Source organism: Streptomyces sp. NPDC043427 (assembly GCF_056436655.1).
This window is the reverse complement of sequence record NZ_JBWKCC010000020.1, coordinates 17,247-33,716: the sequence shown is the minus strand read 5'-3', so window position 1 is coordinate 33,716 and position 16,470 is coordinate 17,247. Positions and strand designations below refer to the sequence as shown.

The following is a 16,470-nucleotide window of genomic DNA, read 5'->3' as shown; positions in this document are numbered from 1 at the left end:
GATATCTGTCAGGCGTGGCAGCATGGGCCGTGTGACGTCACCCGCGCCCCTGGAGATCGAACGTACCGAGTCGGCGGAGGAGGTCTTCGCCGTCCCCGAGCCGGACGTCCCCTGGGTCACCATCGTCCACAACGACCCGGTCAACCTCATGAGCTATGTGACATACGTCTTCCAGACGTACTTCGGCTACTCCAAGGACAAGGCCACCAAGCTCATGCTCGACGTCCATCACAAGGGCCGTGCGGTCGTCTCCAGCGGCACACGCGAGGAGATGGAGCGCGACGTTCAGGCCATGCACGGCTACGGCCTGTGGGCCACCCTCCAGCAGGACCGGAAATGACCCGACCCCGCCCGCAGGACCGGAAGTAGCGACAACCCCTGATGCCAGGAACCTTCGAACCGCTCCCCGGCGGCGGCGCGGCCGTCGCCCTCGACGACGTCGAGATCTCCATCATCCGCTCGCTGGCCGTCCAACTCCTGGAACTCATCGGCCCCGGCCCCGCCGAGGACGCCCCCGACGACCCGCTCGCCGAGCTCTTCGCCGAGGGGCCGAGCGAGCCGCCCGCCGACCCGGTGCTGCGCCGGCTCTTCCCGGACGCCTACATCGATCCGGAGGGCACCCCGGGCCCGCAGCAGGCCGAGGAGGAGCGGGCGCACTCCGCCGAGTTCCGCCGCTACACCGAGAACGACCTGCGCGCCGGCAAGCGCGACAACGCCCTCGCGGTGATCCGCTCCCTGGATGCGCTCGCGTCGGCGGGGGAGGGCGGGGCGGTCCTCAAGCTGTCGCCCGAGGAGGCCCAGCAGTGGCTCGGCGCCCTCAACGACCTGCGCCTGGCGATCGGCTCCCGGCTGGAGATCGGCGACGAGGACGACACCGATCTGCTGTACCGGCTCCCGGACGAGGACCCGCGCAAGCCGATGGTCATGGCGTACCTGTGGCTGGGCGGGCTCCAGGAGACACTGATCGCGACGCTTATGCCCTGATGTGTGAGGGTTTTGTGTTCGCTCAGAGGACGCTCAAATCCGGATAACGATCACGTCACTGTGACGGCCCTGTTGGCGTGTCGTTAAGCGTTTTGTCCGGTTCTCCTTGAGTCATGCGTCACATGTCGCCCGCGTGATCAATGATGCGGCCGTGATAAATCTTCACGACCGCCCGGCGAACACCACCCAAATGTTCGGCCGGGTGCGCCACCGAGCCGACGGATCGTCGGCCAGGCACGAGCGGGCTCGCGAAGTCCGCTCAACTCCATCATCCGGGGGGATCGAGACCCGATCCGAGGCCGACGAGAGGCCCGGGTCGGCATGGAGAAAGGCGCACACACATGACCTCAGCGCAGGTCGACAAGGACACGACCCCCGAAGAGGGGTACGAGCGCGGCCTCGGCAGCCGCCAGGTCCAGATGATCGCGATCGGCGGCGCCATCGGCGTCGGCCTCTTCCTGGGTGCCGGGGCGAACATCGCCAAGGCCGGTCCCAGCCTCATCTTCATGTACGCCCTCGCGGGCGTGATCATCTTCTTCATCATGCGGGCGCTCGGCGAGCTGCTGCTCTACCGCCCCGTCTCGGGCTCCTTCGCGGAGTACTCGCGCGAATTCCTCGGCCCGTTCTTCGGCTACTTCACCGGCTGGACGTACTGGCTGATGTGGGTCGTCACCGGCATGGCCGAGCTCACGGCCGCCGCGATCTACGTCAACTACTGGTTCCCGGCCATCCCCCGGTGGGTGACGGCCCTGGTCTTCCTGGTGATGCTCTTCGGGGTGAACCTGATCTCCGTGAAGCTCTTCGGCGAGCTGGAGTTCTGGTTCTCGATGGTCAAGGTCACCGCCCTGATCGGCATGATCGTCATCGGCCTCGGCGTGCTCACCTTCGGCTTCAGCTCCGCCGGCGACACCGCCGCGGTCTCCAACCTGTGGGCTTTCGACGGCTTCTTCCCCAAGGGCGTCGGCTCGTCCCTGATGACCCTGCAGGGCGTCATGTTCGCCTACCTCGCCGTCGAACTGGTCGGCGTCACGGCCGGCGAGTCCGAGGACCCCGAGAAGACCCTGCCCAAGGCGATCAACACCCTGCCCTGGCGGATCGCGCTCTTCTACGTCGGCGCCCTCACCGTCATCCTCTGCGTGGTGAAGTGGACCGAGTTCACGCCGGGCCTCAGCCCCTTCGTCGCAGCCTTCGCCAAGATCGGCATCCCGGCGGGCGCGGGCATCGTCAACTTCGTGGTGCTGACCGCGGCCCTGTCCTCCTGCAACTCCGGCATGTACTCCACGGGCCGCATGCTGCGGAACCTGGCCGACAGCGGTGAGGCGCCCGCGGTCTTCCGGAAGCTGTCCGCGTCCAAGACGCCGGCCTTCGGCATCACCGTCTCGGTCCTCTTCATGGGCATCGGCGTGGTCCTGAACTACATCGTCCCGGAGAAGGCCTTCGGCTACGTCACCTCCGTCGCCACCGCGGCCGGCATCTGGACCTGGCTGATGATCCTGGTCAGCCACGTCCTCTACCGCCGCGCGGTCGACGCGGGCCGGCTGCCCGCCTCCTCCTTCCCGGCCCCGGGCGGCGCGGTGTGCAGCTGGATCGCCATCGTCTTCCTGCTCTTCGTCACCGGCCTCATCGCCTACGACTCCGAATCGCGCATCTGTCTGTACGTCATGGCCGGCTGGGCCGCCGCCCTCGCCATCGGCTGGTTCATCCTCAAGGCGAGCAACCCGCAGGTCACCCAGCGCCGCGACCCGGAGCTCGAGAAGGTCGGCTGACCAGGCCGACCCACGGACAGGACGTCCAGCCGTAGGGAGTACTCGTGGCACCCCCTCCGGCTGCCGCTCAGGACGTCCGGCATATGGGCCGCCCCGTACCATCCCTCGGTACAGGGCGGCCCTCATGCTTATCCTGACCAGCATGCTGACCATCACCCAGGCCCTCCACGACCAGATCGTCGCCCACGCGCGCGAGGACCACCCCGACGAGGCGTGCGGTGTCGTCGCGGGCCCGGCGGGCTCCGGCCGTCCCGAGCGCTTCATCCCCATGCTGAACGCGGCCCGCTCGCCCACCTTCTACGAGTTCGACTCGCAGGACCTGCTCAAGCTGTACCGCGAGATGGACGACCGCGACGAGGAGCCGGTGGTCATCTACCACTCCCACACGGCGACCGAGGCCTACCCCTCCCGCACCGACATCTCCTACGCCAACGAGCCCGGCGCCCACTACGTCCTGGTCTCCACCGCGGACACCGACGGGGCCGGCGAGTTCCAGTTCCGCTCCTTCCGCATCGTCGAGGGCGAGGTCACGGAGGAGGAAGTGAAGGTCGTCGACGCGTACTGAGCCGCTCATGCCGTTCGGTGCGGGGCGGCCGGGGTTTCGTGCTCCCGCCGCTCAGCCGATGGCCAATGCTGAATTATTGACGGATATACTTTTTCCGAGTTGCGGCATTCCCGTTCCCGTCCAATGCTGGAGGTCAATGGTCTGCTGAGGTTCAGCCCTTTGTGAGGGGACCGGCAATGCCCAAGGTGCGCAAAGACATCAACACGCTGACCGAAGTCGAACTGGACGACTACATTCACGCGATCGACGTGCTGCGCCAGAGGTCGGCGGTGAATCCGGAGGATCCCACCGGGTACGACTTCCAGGCCGCTCTGCACAACGGCGGCATGTTCCTGCCGGACGGCAGCATGGTGGGCCCGTGCGAGCACGGCAGCGATACTTTCCTGCCCTGGCACCGGGCCCACCTGCACTACTTCGAGAAGCTGCTCCAAGAGGCTGATCCGCCGCGCACCCAGAACGTCACGATTCCCTACTGGGACTGGATCGGCGAGCAGACGCCGAAAAGGTTCCCCCTCGCATTCGAGAAGCCAGGACTGAAATCGCCGGGTCGCAAAAACGATGCGACGCCGCTGCCGTCGGACACCCTTGCCCTCGTGACGACGGAGACCGACCAGCAGCTGTTCGCGGGATTCCCCGAAGAACATCCCGATGACGATTTCGGGCGGCTTGAGGCGGGCCCGCACAACTACATGCACGGTAAGTATATCGGCGGAAAAATGGGAAGTCCGGAAACTGCGTCCGAAGACCCCATCTATTTCAGCTTCCACTGCTTCATCGACCTGATGTGGGCCGAGTGGCAGAGCCGCAACGGGACGCCACCCCTCACGTCCCCCGACCGGGTCATGAGCGCTTTCGCGACGCAGCCCAGGAACAAGGTCGCCGAGTTCACCCACCCCGCGGACCTCGACTACGAGTACCTGTACACGGACAAGCTCAAGGCGGCGTTCGATGTGCCGGTGCCGCCCCCGGCCCCCCTCGAGCGACTGCTGTCCCCGCCGCTCGCCACGCTGAACGACGTCGACCTCGTGACAGAGCTGCGCGACCGGGGGCACGTCCAGCTCGCGTTCAGCCCGCCGCCAAAGACCGGCCGACGGCTGTTCGTCCGGCTGGACGAACTGAAGGTGCCGAAGACCGGGAACTACATCATCAACGGCTTCGTGCATCCGGCCGACGTGCCCTTCCAGCCCGACGCGGAGGATTTCACGCGGGAGTTCGGAGTGGGCTATGTGGCACTGTGGCGCACCCACCCCATGCACGCCGGCGATGACAAGGTCGTCGCGCACCACCCCGCCACCTGTGCGGCTCGCTTCGAAGTGACGAACGTACTGGAGTCCGCGCCCGCGGGCGGCCTGGACGACTACGTACTCACCCTCCAGTACGCCCCCATGTCCAGCACAGACCGCCGTGAAGAGGCTGCGCGGCTCCTCGAAGAGGTCTCGCTGGAGCGCGTACGGTTCGAGGTCTACTCCTGATGCGCACGCCCACGTACGAGCTCCACATCCGGCCCATGTTCCGTGCGACGGACCGCGATCACATGAGGTTCGCGGTGGATCTGTGGTCGTACGAGGCTGTGGTCGAGAACGCGGACGACATCCTCGGGCGTCTGGAGACGGACATGCCACCGGCCTCGCTCGGCGGACCGTGGCCACAGGAATGGGTCGACCTGTTCAGGCGCTGGAAGGAGACCGGTTTCAAGCGCCTCGAGATCGGCAGCGCACAGATCGCGGTCACCCGCACCGCGACCACGGTCACCGTGAAGGCGACCGGCACCTTCCCCGCGGCAGGTTACTCGGGGTGGTTGCAGCTGGAGAGCGAAACCGAGACGGCCAAGACCTACGTCCTGTACTTCGAACCGCCGGACGCCCCGGAGGCGGGTACCGCCGACGAGTTCGAGTTCAGGGAGCGCTACGGCGCCGCGGACAACCGAACCCTGTTCATTCACGACAGCACCGGAGTCCAGCCACACTGAACCCGGTCTCCCACCGACGGCGACGGCTGCGAGGCCGTCGCCGTCGGTGGTGTGCCGATCGGGATGGTCCGCGTCCCGGCGTGAACGCCGCTCATCTCACGTACCGGCCTGAATCGGTCCGGCATGTGGAATCACACTCCGGGAGCGGGACCGGGAATCGATACGATGAGCCCATGGTTCTGAACGACGTGAGCGAGAAGACGCCGGGCGCACTGCTCGTGGCGCGGCTGCACGTCGATCTGTGCAGGCTGCACAGCGCCATCTGTTGACGCCCCCTGCCACCGTACGGCCGTGAGCCGCGGCGCCGCGCTGCCGCGCGCGTCCCCAACCGACACTTCCCGACAGGAGCCCTGAGCCATGGCCATCGAGGTCCGCATCCCCACCATCCTCCGCCAGTACACCGACGGTCAGAAGGCGGTGGAGGGCAATGGTGAGACCCTCGCCGACCTGTTCGCCGACCTCGAGACCCGGCACGCGGGCGTACAGGCCCGCATCGTGGACGGCGACCAGCTGCGCCGCTTCGTCAACGTCTACCTGAACGACGAGGACGTCCGCTTCCTCGACGGCATCAACACCAAGCTGTCCGACGGCGACAACGTGACGATCCTGCCGGCCGTGGCCGGCGGTATGGCCTGATCTCCCATGCGCTACGACTCCCCGCTGGCCGCGGTGGGCAACACACCTCTGGTGCGCCTGCCGCGGCTGTCGCCGTCCGCCGACGTCCGCATCTGGGCCAAGCTGGAGGACCGCAACCCCACCGGCTCGGTCAAGGACCGCCCGGCCCTGCACATGATCGAGCAGGCGGAGAAGGACGGCCGCCTCACGCCCGGCTGCACGATCCTGGAGCCGACCAGCGGCAACACGGGTATCTCCCTGGCCATGGCGGCCAAGCTCAAGGGCTACCGCATCGTCTGCGTGATGCCCGAGAACACCTCCCAGGAGCGCCGGGACCTGCTCGCCATGTGGGGCGCCGAGATCATCTCCTCCCCGGCCGCGGGCGGCTCCAACACCGCCGTACGCGTCGCCAAGGAGCTCTCCGCCGAGCACCCCGACTGGGTGATGCTCTACCAGTACGGCAACCCGGACAACGCGGGCGCCCACTACGCCACGACCGGCCCGGAGATCCTCAACGACCTCCCCTCGGTCACCCACTTCGTCGCGGGCCTCGGCACCACTGGCACCCTCATGGGCGTCGGCCGCTACCTGCGCGAGCACAAGCCGGACGTGAAGATCGTCGCCGCCGAGCCGCGCTACGACGACCTGGTGTACGGCCTGCGCAACCTCGACGAGGGCTTCGTCCCCGAGCTGTACGACGCCTCCGTCCTCACCACCCGCTTCTCCGTCGGCTCCGCGGACGCCGTCACCCGCACCCGGGAGCTGCTCCAGCAGGAGGGCATCTTCGCGGGCGTCTCCACCGGCGCGGCCCTGCACGCCGCGATCGGCGTCGGCAACAAGGCCGTGAAGGCGGGCGAGAGCGCCGACATCGTGTTCGTCGTCGCCGACGGCGGCTGGAAGTACCTCTCCACCGGCGTCTACACGGCGGCCACCACGGAGGAAGCGATCGAGACCCTCCAGGGCCAGCTCTGGGCGTGAGCCCTAGGGTCTTTCGTTTGGATCATGCCGGGCTCGCGGGCCCCGGCACCGCGCCTCGCCGCGTTGTCGTCGCTCGGCAGGGCTCCGCCCTGCCGCCCTCCTCCGCCTTGCGACGCACGGCACCGGACCCCGCTCCCTGATCCGGCCTGATCCGAACGAAAGACCCTAGTCGCCTCGCCAGTTACCTCGTCAGGCGCCGGACCTGGTCCCACAGGACCGGGTCCACCACACCCACCCGGCGGCGGAAGTCGCCCACCGGGACGCGGCGCAGCTCGTCCGTCTCCAGGAAGCTCGCCCGGCCCCGCGTGTCACCCACGGCGCCCGGCGGCAGCGGGATCACCCCGGCCCGGTCGTCGTGGTACTTGCTGGTGATCTTCGCGACGGTCGCGTGCCGGCCGCGCACCGTCAGCACCAGACACGGCCGGTCCTTCGCACCCGGCCCGTCCTCGAACGGCACGTTCGCCCACCAGATCTCCGCGGGCTGCGGCCGCCCGGAGGGCCGCGGCACCGGTGCCTTTGAAGGCCGCCTCTCAGGCCGTTCGGACGGCCGCCGCTCGGGTCGCCCCGGCGGCCGTGTCCTGCGGCCCTTGGGACGCCGCCCGCGCCCCGAGCCGTCGACGAGTGTGGCGACCAGCGCGAGCAGCACCACCGCCGCGATCGCGAGCCACCAGGACGTGTCCATACTGGAGGACGTTACCGGGCGCGCGGCCCGGTGTGCGCCCTCCCTCACACCCTGTGCGCCCCTTGGCCAGCCGAACCGGTGACAGCACAGGTGAGTTCGCCCACAACAGCCCTTGGCGGAGGAGCGACCGGGGGTTTTGCGCCTTACGCTCGACGGACCGCACGACCCCCGACGCCCCTTCTCTCGTTTCCCGCCAGCGGAGGTTTCTGTTTCATGAAGCTCACCGTCGTCGGCTGCTCGGGGTCGTTCCCGTCCGCGGAATCGGCCTGCTCGAGCTACCTCGTCGAGGCCGACGGCTTCCGGCTGCTTCTCGACATGGGCAACGGTGCCCTCGGCGAGCTGCAGCGCCACTGCGGTCTCTACGACCTCGACGCGATCTTCCTCAGCCATCTGCACGCCGACCACTGCATCGACATGTGCGCCTACTTCGTGGCGCGCTACTACCGGCACGAGGGCGGACGCTGCGCACCCCTGCCGGTCTACGGCCCTGAGGGCACCGAACACCGGCTGACCACCGCCTACGCCGACACCCCCTCGGCCTCCTCCATGAGCGAGGTCTTCGACTTCCACACGGTGAAGCCCTCCACCTTCGAGATCGGCCCGTTCACGGTGCACACGGAACGCGTGGCCCACCCGGTGGAGGCGTACGGCATCCGCGTCGAGCACGGCGGGAAGGTACTGACGTACTCCGGCGACACCGGCGTCAGCGCGCACCTCGACGAACTCGCCCGGGACGCCGACCTGTTCCTGTGCGAGGCCGCGTTCACGCACGGCAAGGAGAACATCCCCGACCTGCACCTCAACGGCCGCGAGGCCGGCGAGACGGCCCGCCGCGCGAACGCGAGACGCCTGGTCCTCACCCACATCCCCCCGTGGACCGACCCCGAGGTCAACCTCGCCGACGCCCGCGCGAGCTTCGACGGCCCGGTCGAACTGGCGGTACCGCGGGTGTCGTACGCGATCTGAATCCCTGTACGTGCACGAAGGCCCCGGAACCTGGTCGGTCCCGGGGCCTTCGTCACGCCGTACGGCCGGTGTTCAGGCCTTCGTGAGGTCCTCGACCTCCTCGTCGGGCTCGCGGCCCGGGGTGGGGAGGTTGAACTTGGTGATGGCGAAGCGGAAGAGGAAGTAGTAGATCGCCGCGAAGACCAGGCCGATCGGGACGATCAACCAGGGCTTGGTCGCCAGGTTCCAGTTCAGCGCGTAGTCGATCGCGCCCGCCGAGAAGTTGAAGCCCGCGTGGACACCCAGCCCCCAGGTCACGGCCATGGACACGGCGGTCAGCACGGCGTGGATCGCGTACAGAACCGGGGCGATGAACATGAACGAGAACTCGATCGGCTCGGTCACACCGGTGACGAACGAGGTCAGCGCCAGCGAGATCATCATGCCCGTCACGGCCTTGCGGCGCTCGGGGCGGGCGGAGTGCGCGATGGCCAGGGCGGCGGCCGGCAGACCGAACATCATGATCGGGAAGAAGCCGGACATGAACATACCGGCGGACGGGTCGCCGTGCATGAAGCGAGTGAGGTCACCGTTCACGACTGCGCCGGCGGCGTCCTTGAAGTCGCCGAGCTGGAACCACGCCACGGTGTTCACGAACTGGTGCATGCCGATCGGGATGAGCGCGCGGTTGACCAGGCCGAACAGGGCGGAGCCGAAGGCGCCGAGGCCCGTCATCCACTCGCCGAAGCTGGTGATGCCGTCACCGATGGGCTCCCAGACCAGGCAGAAGAAGACACCGACCAGCGCACCGACGAAGGCCATCAGGATCGGCACCAGACGACGGCCGTTGAAGAAGCCGAGCCAGTCGACCAGCTTGGTGCGGTGGAAGCGCTGCCACATCACGGCCGACAGCAGACCCATGATGATGCCGCCGAGGACACCGGGGTTGTTGTACGTCGCCTCGACGATCTGGCCCTTCTCGATGTGCTGTTCCGTCAGCGGGAACGCCTCGAGGACCTTGCTGTAGACGAGGAAGCCGACCAGCGCGGCCAGCGCGGTGGAACCGTCCGACTTCTTGGCGAAGCCGATCGCCACGCCTATGCAGAACAGCATCGGCAGGCTGCCGGTGATGGCGCCACCCGCGGCGTTGAACACCGCCGCGACCTTGTCCCAGCCGAGGCCGTCCTTGCCGAAGATGTCGGGCTGGCCGAGCCGGACCATGATGCCCGCCGCCGGCAGTACGGCGATCGGGAGCTGCAGGCTGCGGCCGACCTTCTGCAGCCCCTGGAAAAGACCGGAACCCCGCTTCTTCGCAGGGGCCGCCGTTGCGGTGGCGGTGCTCATACGTCCTCCATCGGTGGTGGTCTACACCACTCAGTGGTGTAGACCTGTTTGTAGCATGATGAAGGCGGGATAAGGAACCCGTTGAATCCCGCAACCGGAGCGCTACCCTCCGTGGCGCCGACTGACCCTCTTCGTACCCTCGTGACGTCGTCGACGCCTGGGCTTGGCGACCCTCGGCCGGGTGGTGTAGACCAGTTTCGGACGGTTACCGCGACCCAGCGGTTCGGATCAGGGAGAAGGAACATGGCCACCAAGGCTGAGAAGATCGTCGCCGGGCTCGGCGGCATCGACAACATCGAAGAGGTCGAGGGCTGCATCACCCGCCTGCGCACCGAGGTCGTCGACGCCGGCAAGGTCGACGACGCCGCCCTGAAGGCCGCCGGCGCCCACGGGGTCGTCAAGATGGGCACCGCGATCCAGGTCGTCATCGGCACGGACGCCGACCCGATCGCCGCGGAGATCGAAGACATGATGTGATGCCCGGGGACACCTGGGCGGTCGTGGGCTGAGGCCTTTCCCCTCCGTGGGAGGGGCCTCTCGCCTTGTGCGGCTAGGCTCAGCGCATGTCTCGAATCGACGGCCGCACCCCCCAACAACTCCGCCCGGTCACCATCGAACGCGGCTGGAGCAAGCACGCCGAAGGCTCCGTCCTCGTCTCCTTCGGTGACACGAAGGTCTTCTGCACCGCCTCCGTCACCGAAGGCGTCCCGCGCTGGCGCAAGGGCAGCGGCGAGGGCTGGGTCACCGCGGAGTACTCCATGCTGCCCCGCGCCACCAACACCCGCGGCGACCGCGAGTCCGTCCGCGGCAAGATCGGCGGCCGCACCCACGAGATCAGCCGCCTCATCGGACGCTCCCTGCGCGCCGTCATCGACTACAAGGCCCTCGGCGAGAACACCATCGTCCTCGACTGCGACGTCCTCCAGGCGGACGGCGGCACCCGCACCGCGGCCATCACCGGCGCGTACGTGGCACTCGCCGACGCGGTCTCCTGGGCCCAGGGCAAGAAGCTGATCAAGGCAGGCCGCCAGCCGCTGACGGGAACGGTGTCGGCGGTCTCGGTGGGCATCGTCGGCGGAGTACCGCTCCTGGACCTCTGCTACGAGGAAGACGTCCGCGCCGAGACGGACATGAACGTCGTCTGCACCGGCGACGGCCGCTTCGTCGAGGTCCAGGGCACGGCGGAAGCCGAGCCGTTCGCCCGCGAGGAACTCAACTCCCTCCTCGACCTGGCCGTCGCCGGCTGCACCGATCTGGCCGCACTCCAGCACAAGGCCCTCGACACCGCCCTCGAAAAGTAAAGGGCACGCCAAAACAAACGATCTGCGGCGGCAACCACACCGACCGCCGCAGCGTCTCCAGAAGTACGGGCGCACGGCTCACCGCCGTGCGCCCGGCCATTACACGGGGCTCCGACAGGGCCCGCACGAGGGAGGGACCGTTCCATGGCCGCGAGCCGCCGACGCGGACGCCGCACCGCCGCTGTTGCCGCCACCCTGGCGGCCGTCGCACTGACCGCCGGCCTCACCACCGGCTGTGACGCCGTCAGCAAGGCACTCGACTGCGTCCAGACCGCCGATGCGATCGCCGACAGCGTCACGGACCTCCAGCAGGCCGTCAGCAACGCGGCCGACGACCCGACGCAGTTGGAGGAATCCCTCACCTCCATCGACAACAACCTCGACAAAATAGGCGACAAGACCGACAACGCCGACGTCAACAAGGCGGTCGAGGACCTCGGCAAGGCGGTGGAGAACGTCCGCACCGCGGTCGACAACGGCGACAAGACCCCCGACCTCACGCCCATCACGGACGCGGCGGGCGAACTGACGAAGGTGTGCACGCCGTAGGGAAGACGGGCGGTGGGCCGGGGCCGGCGGGTCGGGATACTGGTCCCATGACCCGCCTGATTCTCGCCACCCGCAACGCCGGAAAGATCACCGAGCTTCGGTCGATCCTCGCCGACGCAGGTCTGCAGCACGACCTCGTCGGCGCGGACGCGTTCCCCGACATCCCGGACGTCAAAGAGACGGGAGTCACCTTCGCCGAGAACGCGCTCCTCAAGGCCCACGCCCTCGCCCAGGCCACGGGCCTCCCGGCGGTCGCCGACGACTCGGGCCTGTGCGTCGACGTCCTGAACGGCGCCCCCGGCATCTTCTCCGCCCGCTGGTCCGGCAAGCACGGCGACGACCGAGCCAACCTGGACCTGCTGCTGGCCCAACTCTCCGACATCGCCGACGAACACCGCGCCGCCCACTTCACCTGCGCGGCGGCCCTGGCGCTGCCCGACGGCCGACAGGAGGTGGTCGAGGGCCGCCTGCGCGGCACCCTCCGCCACACCCCCGTCGGCACGAACGGCTTCGGCTACGACCCGATCCTCCAGCCGGACGGCGAGACGCGCACGTGCGCGCAGCTGACCCCCGAGGAGAAGAACGCGATCAGCCATCGAGGAGAGGCGTTCCGGGCGCTGGTGCCGGTGGTGCGGCAGCTGTTGGGCTGAGCTACGGGAGAGGGGCCGCCTGTCGGCGGCCCCTCTGTGCGTGCGGCCGATGGGAGTCGAACCCACATGGGCAAATGCCCCGAGGCACCTAAAACCTCTGCTTATACCATTCAGCAACGGCCGCCGGCCCAGCCATCGTAGCGGGCTGGTGACCGTTGCGCGGAAGCCGCTCCAGCTCCGGCGCACGCCGAACAACGCGCGTCCTCAGACCCCCAGGTCCTTGATGATCTTGGCCACGTGGCCCGTCGCGCGGACGTTGTACAGGGCGCGTTCGACCTTGCCCTGCTCGTCCACCACGATCGTGGAGCGGATGACGCCCATGTACGTCTTGCCGTAGTTCATCTTCTCGCCGAAGGCGCCGTACGCGTCGAGGACCTTCTTGTCGGGGTCGGCGAGGAGGGTCACCTTGAGGGACTCCTTCTCGCGGAACTTGGCGAGCTTCTCGGGCTTGTCGGGGGAGATGCCGAGGACGTCGTAGCCGGCGCCCGCCAGGAGGTCGAGGTTGTCCGTGAAGTCGCACGCCTGCTTGGTGCAGCCAGGGGTCAGGGCCGCCGGGTAGAAGTAGACGATGACCTTGCGGCCCTTGTGGTCGGACAGGGACACCTCGTTGCCGTCGGCGTCGGTCAGGGTGAACGCGGGGGCCTCGTCCCCGGGCTGGAGTCGCTCGGACATCGGTGTCGTCTCCTCGTGTGCGCGGTGCGTGCGGTGCGTGCGTCTGTGCGGTGTCGGTCCGAGCCTAACGGGGGGTCCTGACGGTGCGATGCGGTGCAGAGCTGACAGACTGTCCCGAACAGCATCAGCAGACTTCGGAGGCCGTACGGTGGCGGACACGTCGGACACCAGAACCCCGGCGCAGATCGAGGCGGACATCAAGCGTCGCCGCGAGGTGCTGGCCGAGACGCTCGACGAGATCGGGGTGCGGGTGCATCCGAAGACCATCGTCGGGGACGCGAAGGCCAAGGTCGCGGCCAACATCGATCACACGGTCGGGAGGGCCTACGTACAGGTCAACCGTGCCGTGACCCGGGCGAGGGCGCAGTTCGTGGACGAGAACGGCGGGCCGCGGCTCGAGCGTGTCGTGCCCGTCGCGCTCGCCGTGGTCGGCGTCGTGGGGCTGCTCGCGCTGAGCACCCGGCGGCGCAAGGACTGACCCGGCGGCGTACGGATCCGTTTCAGGCAGATAGGTTCTAAGGCGTGAGCGCCAACAGAAACGAGCACAGTACTCATCAGGACAAGCTGCCCATCCGGATGCTGCACGACCGTGTACTCGTGCGGCAGGACACCAGCGAGGGCGAGCGGCGTTCGGGCGGCGGCATCCTGATCCCCGCCACGGCGGCGGTCGGTCGTCGACTGGCCTGGGCGGAGGTCGTGGCGGTGGGACAGAACGTACGGACCGTGGAGCCGGGCGACCGGGTGCTCTACGACCCGGAGGACCGCGCCGAGGTGGAGGTGCGCGGCGTCGCCTACGTGCTCATGCGTGAGCGTGATCTGCATGCCGTGGCCGCCGACCGTTTCGAGGGGTCGGAGGACTCGACCGGGTTGTACTTGTAGAGCAACGCACAAGGAGAAGGGCTGGTGGCCATAGCCACCAGCCCTTTCTCGTGCCTGCCCTGGGCGCCGCTCGCGCCTAGGGTCTTTCGTTTGGATCAGGCCGGACCCCGCGAGCCGGCGTGATCCAAACGAAAGGCGCTAACTGCGTGTCGGCGGGAAGGGCCCCGCGCCGCTCGTCGTCCCCGTCGTGGTGCCGTCGCCCGCGGTCGTGCCGCCGTCGGTCGTACCGTCGGTGGTGCCGCCGTCCGTGGTACCGCCGTCGGTGGTGTCCCCGTCGTCCGTGCCGCCCGTGGTGGGCGTGCCGGCTGTGGAGCCGCCGTCCTGCGTGCCGCCGCCGGTCGTGGGCGATTCGGGCGTGGTGGCGCCGGTGGTGCCGCCGTCGGTCTGGCCCTGGGTCTGGCCCGCCGTGCGCCCCTTCTCGGGGTCCTCGCTCCCGGGGGTCTTGTCCTCGTCCTCGTCCTCGCTGGTGCCCGGGTCGGGGCTGGACTGGGCCGGGGGCTCCTGGACCTGGTCGGCGCCCTCCTCCAGGACCAGGTCGAAGTCCTTGACCGGCTTGCCCTTGAGGGCGTTCTTGGTGAACTGGGCCCAGATGTCCGCGGGCGGGCCGCCGCCGTTCATGCGGGCCACGCCCAGTGCGTTGTACAGCGGCTTGTGGGCGGCCGTGACCGGGTCCTGGCCCATGACGGCGACGACGGTGGCCAGGTCGGGCGTGTAGCCGGCGAACCAGGCCGCGGTGTCCTCCTCGGCGGTGCCGGTCTTGCCGGCCGCGGGGCGCCCGGCGGCCAGTGCGCCGGTCGCGGTGCCGTTCTGGACGACGCTGCGCAGGATGGAGGTCGTGGTGTCGGCGGCCTCGCGGCTCACGGCCTGGCGGGTACTGCGCTTGGGCAGCTCCACCACGTCCTTGCCCTCCTTGGTGATCTTCTCGATCAGGGTGTACGTGCCGTGCTTGCCGTGGTTGGCGAGGGTCGCGTACGCCTCCGCCATGTCGAGGACGCTGGCGGTGGCGGTGCCCAGGGCGATGGACGGGTAGGGGTTGAGGTCCTTGGTGTTCGCGGGGATGCCGAGGTCGATCGCGGTCTCGCGGACCTTCTCGGCGCCGACGTCGACCGCCATCTGCGCGTACACCGAGTTGACGGAGCTGTCGGTGGCGCGGCGCACCGTGATGTCGCCGTAGGAGTGCTGGTCCTCGTTCTCGGGGGCGTAGGTGCCGCCGCTCCAACCCTGTACGGGGCGCTTGTTGGTGCCGTCGTAGATCGTGTTCGGGGTGATGGTGCGGCCGTCCTGGGTGACGGAGCCGTTCTGGACGGCGGAGGTGAACACGAAGGGCTTGAAGGTGGAGCCGACCTGGAAGTCACCGCGGGTGGCGTTGTTCGTGTACTGCTTGACGTAGTCGACGCCGCCGTACATGGCGATGACCTTGCCGGTCTTGGGGTCGACGGAGGCACCGCCCGCGCGGACGTAGTTGTCGACCTTGCGGTTCTTCTTGTCCAGCTTGGACATCAGCTGGTCGTTGACGGCGTCGACGAACGCGTCCTGCTTCTTCTTCTGGATGGTGGTGGTGATGCGGTAGCCGCCCGAGGTGAGCTCGTCCGAGGTGAGGATCTTGTTCTCGCGGAGGTAGTCCTTGATCGCCTCGACGAGGTAGCCGCGCTGGCCGGACAGGCCGGTGGAGACGGTCTGCTCCTTCGGCATGGGGAACTTCATGCCTTCGCGCTTGGACTCGCTGAGCCAGCCCTTCTTGACCATGCCGTCGAGGACGTAGTTCCAGCGGGCCTCGGCGGCGGCCTTGTTCTGCGGGTGGGCGACGATGTCGTACTCGCTGGGCGCGTTGAGCAGGGCCGCGAGGTAGGCACCCTGGGCCGGGGTGAGGTCGATGGCGTCGACACCGTAGTAGGCCTGGGCGGCGGACTGCAGGCCGTAGGCGTTGCGGCCGAAGTAGCTGGTGTTCAGGTAGCCCAGGAGGATCTGGTTCTTGCTCTGGGTGCGGTCCAGCTTGATCGAGATGAAGAACTCCTTCACCTTGCGCGAGACGGTCTGTTCCTGCGCGAGGTAGTAGTTCTTGACGTACTGCTGGGTGATCGTGGAGCCGGACTGCTTGCCCTTGCCCAGGGCGGTGTTCCAGCCGGCGCGCAGCATCGCCTTGGGGTCGATGGCGGACTCGGTGTAGAAGTCGCGGTCCTCGGCGGCGAGGACGGCGTGCTGGGCGTCCTTGGAGATCTGCGCGAGGGTGACGTTCTCGCGGTTGACCTCGCCGTCGCGGGCGATCTCGCTGCCGTCCGCGTACAGGTAGACGTTGCTCTGCTTCATGGCGAGGGCGTTGGCCGGCGGGATCTTGACCATCGAGTAGCCGAGGAAGAACAGGCCGACGAGGAGCAGGACGCCGAGGACGAAGGTGGCCAGCACCATGCGCCAGGTCGGGATGATCCGGCGCCAGCCGGTGCGCTTGGGTCGCTTCGCCTTCTTGCCGTCCCCCTCGGGCTCGCTCGGTGGCAGGCCCTGTGTCGGCTGCTGCGGCTGCGGCTCGTCACTCATCTCGTGCACGGACTCCTGTTTCGCGTCGTACGTTCCCGT

Annotated in this window: 20 protein-coding genes and 1 tRNA gene; 16 read left to right on the top strand and 5 right to left on the bottom strand. The window is 68.3% G+C overall.

Annotated features, from left to right (window positions below; genetic code table 11):
- The first annotated feature begins 22 nt into the window (after positions 1-22).
- From clpS to AC067M_RS28160, 9 genes are all read left to right on the top strand, one after another.
- Positions 23-340, top strand: coding sequence for an ATP-dependent Clp protease adapter ClpS (clpS, locus tag AC067M_RS28200; protein ID WP_242773010.1), 318 nt, complete (start codon positions 23-25; stop codon positions 338-340).
- 41 nt (positions 341-381) lie between these two features.
- Positions 382-984, top strand: a complete 603-nt coding sequence (locus tag AC067M_RS28195; RefSeq protein ID WP_478699839.1) for a DUF2017 domain-containing protein — start codon at positions 382-384, stop codon at positions 982-984.
- Positions 985-1,325: 341 nt separating this feature from the next.
- On the top strand, positions 1,326-2,750 hold the full coding sequence (locus AC067M_RS28190; protein WP_478699838.1) for an amino acid permease: 1,425 nt from the start codon (positions 1,326-1,328) through the stop codon (positions 2,748-2,750).
- Positions 2,751-2,892: 142 nt separating this feature from the next.
- Positions 2,893-3,315, top strand: a complete 423-nt coding sequence (locus AC067M_RS28185) for a M67 family metallopeptidase (protein ID WP_478699837.1) — start codon at positions 2,893-2,895, stop codon at positions 3,313-3,315.
- A gap of 176 nt (positions 3,316-3,491) precedes the next feature.
- Entirely contained in the window at positions 3,492-4,787 is a 1,296-nt protein-coding gene (locus AC067M_RS28180) for a tyrosinase family protein (protein ID WP_478699836.1), read from the top strand.
- Positions 4,787-5,284 carry a hypothetical protein gene (locus tag AC067M_RS28175; RefSeq protein ID WP_478699835.1) on the top strand — a complete coding sequence of 166 codons (498 nt, stop codon included), beginning with the start codon at positions 4,787-4,789 and terminating at the stop codon, positions 5,282-5,284. Before AC067M_RS28180 ends, AC067M_RS28175 begins: the two co-directional genes overlap by 1 nt.
- 173 nt (positions 5,285-5,457) lie before the next feature.
- Entirely contained in the window at positions 5,458-5,553 is a 96-nt protein-coding gene (locus tag AC067M_RS28170) for a putative leader peptide (protein ID WP_478699834.1), read from the top strand.
- 88 nt (positions 5,554-5,641) lie between these two features.
- Positions 5,642-5,920, top strand: coding sequence for a MoaD/ThiS family protein (locus AC067M_RS28165; protein ID WP_478699833.1), 279 nt, complete (start codon positions 5,642-5,644; stop codon positions 5,918-5,920).
- Between the two features lie 6 nt (positions 5,921-5,926).
- Positions 5,927-6,877, top strand: a complete 951-nt coding sequence (locus AC067M_RS28160; protein WP_478699832.1) for a PLP-dependent cysteine synthase family protein — start codon at positions 5,927-5,929, stop codon at positions 6,875-6,877.
- A gap of 181 nt (positions 6,878-7,058) precedes the next feature.
- Here the strand turns inward: AC067M_RS28160 and AC067M_RS28155 are convergent, their stop codons facing one another.
- A complete protein-coding gene (locus AC067M_RS28155) occupies positions 7,059-7,559 on the bottom strand; it encodes a type II toxin-antitoxin system PemK/MazF family toxin (RefSeq protein ID WP_478699831.1) in 501 nt (166 codons plus the stop codon).
- A 213-nt stretch (positions 7,560-7,772) separates the two neighbouring features.
- On the opposite strand from AC067M_RS28155, the gene AC067M_RS28150 reads away from it, so the two are divergent.
- Entirely contained in the window at positions 7,773-8,525 is a 753-nt protein-coding gene (locus AC067M_RS28150) for an MBL fold metallo-hydrolase (RefSeq protein WP_478699830.1), read from the top strand.
- 72 nt (positions 8,526-8,597) lie between these two features.
- Here AC067M_RS28150 and AC067M_RS28145 read toward each other — a convergent pair whose 3' ends face one another.
- Positions 8,598-9,848, bottom strand: coding sequence for a PTS transporter subunit EIIC (locus AC067M_RS28145; protein WP_478699829.1), 1,251 nt, complete (start codon positions 9,846-9,848; stop codon positions 8,598-8,600).
- Between the two features lie 243 nt (positions 9,849-10,091).
- Between AC067M_RS28145 and AC067M_RS28140 the strand changes: the two genes are divergently transcribed.
- The 4 genes from AC067M_RS28140 to rdgB all read left to right on the top strand — a co-directional run bounded on the left by AC067M_RS28140 (position 10,092) and on the right by rdgB (position 12,348).
- Entirely contained in the window at positions 10,092-10,325 is a 234-nt protein-coding gene (locus tag AC067M_RS28140; RefSeq protein WP_478699828.1) for a PTS sugar transporter subunit IIB, read from the top strand.
- An 86-nt stretch (positions 10,326-10,411) separates the two neighbouring features.
- A complete protein-coding gene (gene rph / locus AC067M_RS28135; RefSeq protein WP_478699827.1) occupies positions 10,412-11,149 on the top strand; it encodes a ribonuclease PH in 738 nt (245 codons plus the stop codon).
- Positions 11,150-11,293: 144 nt separating this feature from the next.
- Positions 11,294-11,698: a hypothetical protein gene (locus tag AC067M_RS28130; protein WP_478699826.1), complete on the top strand. Its 405-nt coding sequence runs from the start codon at positions 11,294-11,296 to the stop codon at positions 11,696-11,698.
- Positions 11,699-11,745: 47 nt separating this feature from the next.
- Positions 11,746-12,348, top strand: a complete 603-nt coding sequence (gene rdgB / locus AC067M_RS28125; RefSeq protein ID WP_478699825.1) for an RdgB/HAM1 family non-canonical purine NTP pyrophosphatase — start codon at positions 11,746-11,748, stop codon at positions 12,346-12,348.
- Positions 12,349-12,389: 41 nt separating this feature from the next.
- Here the strand turns inward: rdgB and AC067M_RS28120 are convergent.
- Positions 12,390-12,472, bottom strand: a tRNA-Leu gene (locus AC067M_RS28120).
- 80 nt (positions 12,473-12,552) lie between these two features.
- On the bottom strand, positions 12,553-13,020 hold the full coding sequence (gene bcp, locus AC067M_RS28115) for a thioredoxin-dependent thiol peroxidase (protein WP_478699824.1): 468 nt from the start codon (positions 13,018-13,020) through the stop codon (positions 12,553-12,555).
- A gap of 148 nt (positions 13,021-13,168) precedes the next feature.
- Here bcp and AC067M_RS28110 point away from each other — a divergent pair, with 148 nt between their 5' ends.
- Positions 13,169-13,498, top strand: a complete 330-nt coding sequence (locus AC067M_RS28110) for a DUF3618 domain-containing protein (RefSeq protein WP_478699823.1) — start codon at positions 13,169-13,171, stop codon at positions 13,496-13,498.
- 44 nt (positions 13,499-13,542) lie between these two features.
- Positions 13,543-13,899, top strand: a complete 357-nt coding sequence (locus AC067M_RS28105; RefSeq protein ID WP_478699822.1) for a GroES family chaperonin — start codon at positions 13,543-13,545, stop codon at positions 13,897-13,899.
- Positions 13,900-14,037: 138 nt separating this feature from the next.
- On the opposite strand, the gene AC067M_RS28100 is transcribed toward AC067M_RS28105, so the two are convergent.
- On the bottom strand, positions 14,038-16,431 hold the full coding sequence (locus AC067M_RS28100; protein WP_478699821.1) for a transglycosylase domain-containing protein: 2,394 nt from the start codon (positions 16,429-16,431) through the stop codon (positions 14,038-14,040).
- Positions 16,432-16,470 lie beyond the last annotated feature (39 nt).

Coding starts and splice junctions, on each gene's coding strand:
- clpS (WP_242773010.1), top strand. CDS start 23: ATGGGCCGTGTGACGTCACCCGCGCCCCTGGAGATCGAACGTACCGAG.
- AC067M_RS28195 (WP_478699839.1), top strand. CDS start 382: ATGCCAGGAACCTTCGAACCGCTCCCCGGCGGCGGCGCGGCCGTCGCC.
- AC067M_RS28190 (WP_478699838.1), top strand. CDS start 1,326: ATGACCTCAGCGCAGGTCGACAAGGACACGACCCCCGAAGAGGGGTAC.
- AC067M_RS28185 (WP_478699837.1), top strand. CDS start 2,893: ATGCTGACCATCACCCAGGCCCTCCACGACCAGATCGTCGCCCACGCG.
- AC067M_RS28180 (WP_478699836.1), top strand. CDS start 3,492: ATGCCCAAGGTGCGCAAAGACATCAACACGCTGACCGAAGTCGAACTG.
- AC067M_RS28175 (WP_478699835.1), top strand. CDS start 4,787: ATGCGCACGCCCACGTACGAGCTCCACATCCGGCCCATGTTCCGTGCG.
- AC067M_RS28170 (WP_478699834.1), top strand. CDS start 5,458: ATGGTTCTGAACGACGTGAGCGAGAAGACGCCGGGCGCACTGCTCGTG.
- AC067M_RS28165 (WP_478699833.1), top strand. CDS start 5,642: ATGGCCATCGAGGTCCGCATCCCCACCATCCTCCGCCAGTACACCGAC.
- AC067M_RS28160 (WP_478699832.1), top strand. CDS start 5,927: ATGCGCTACGACTCCCCGCTGGCCGCGGTGGGCAACACACCTCTGGTG.
- AC067M_RS28155 (WP_478699831.1), bottom strand. CDS start 7,559: ATGGACACGTCCTGGTGGCTCGCGATCGCGGCGGTGGTGCTGCTCGCG.
- AC067M_RS28150 (WP_478699830.1), top strand. CDS start 7,773: ATGAAGCTCACCGTCGTCGGCTGCTCGGGGTCGTTCCCGTCCGCGGAA.
- AC067M_RS28145 (WP_478699829.1), bottom strand. CDS start 9,848: ATGAGCACCGCCACCGCAACGGCGGCCCCTGCGAAGAAGCGGGGTTCC.
- AC067M_RS28140 (WP_478699828.1), top strand. CDS start 10,092: ATGGCCACCAAGGCTGAGAAGATCGTCGCCGGGCTCGGCGGCATCGAC.
- rph (WP_478699827.1), top strand. CDS start 10,412: ATGTCTCGAATCGACGGCCGCACCCCCCAACAACTCCGCCCGGTCACC.
- AC067M_RS28130 (WP_478699826.1), top strand. CDS start 11,294: ATGGCCGCGAGCCGCCGACGCGGACGCCGCACCGCCGCTGTTGCCGCC.
- rdgB (WP_478699825.1), top strand. CDS start 11,746: ATGACCCGCCTGATTCTCGCCACCCGCAACGCCGGAAAGATCACCGAG.
- bcp (WP_478699824.1), bottom strand. CDS start 13,020: ATGTCCGAGCGACTCCAGCCCGGGGACGAGGCCCCCGCGTTCACCCTG.
- AC067M_RS28100 (WP_478699821.1), bottom strand. CDS start 16,431: ATGAGTGACGAGCCGCAGCCGCAGCAGCCGACACAGGGCCTGCCACCG.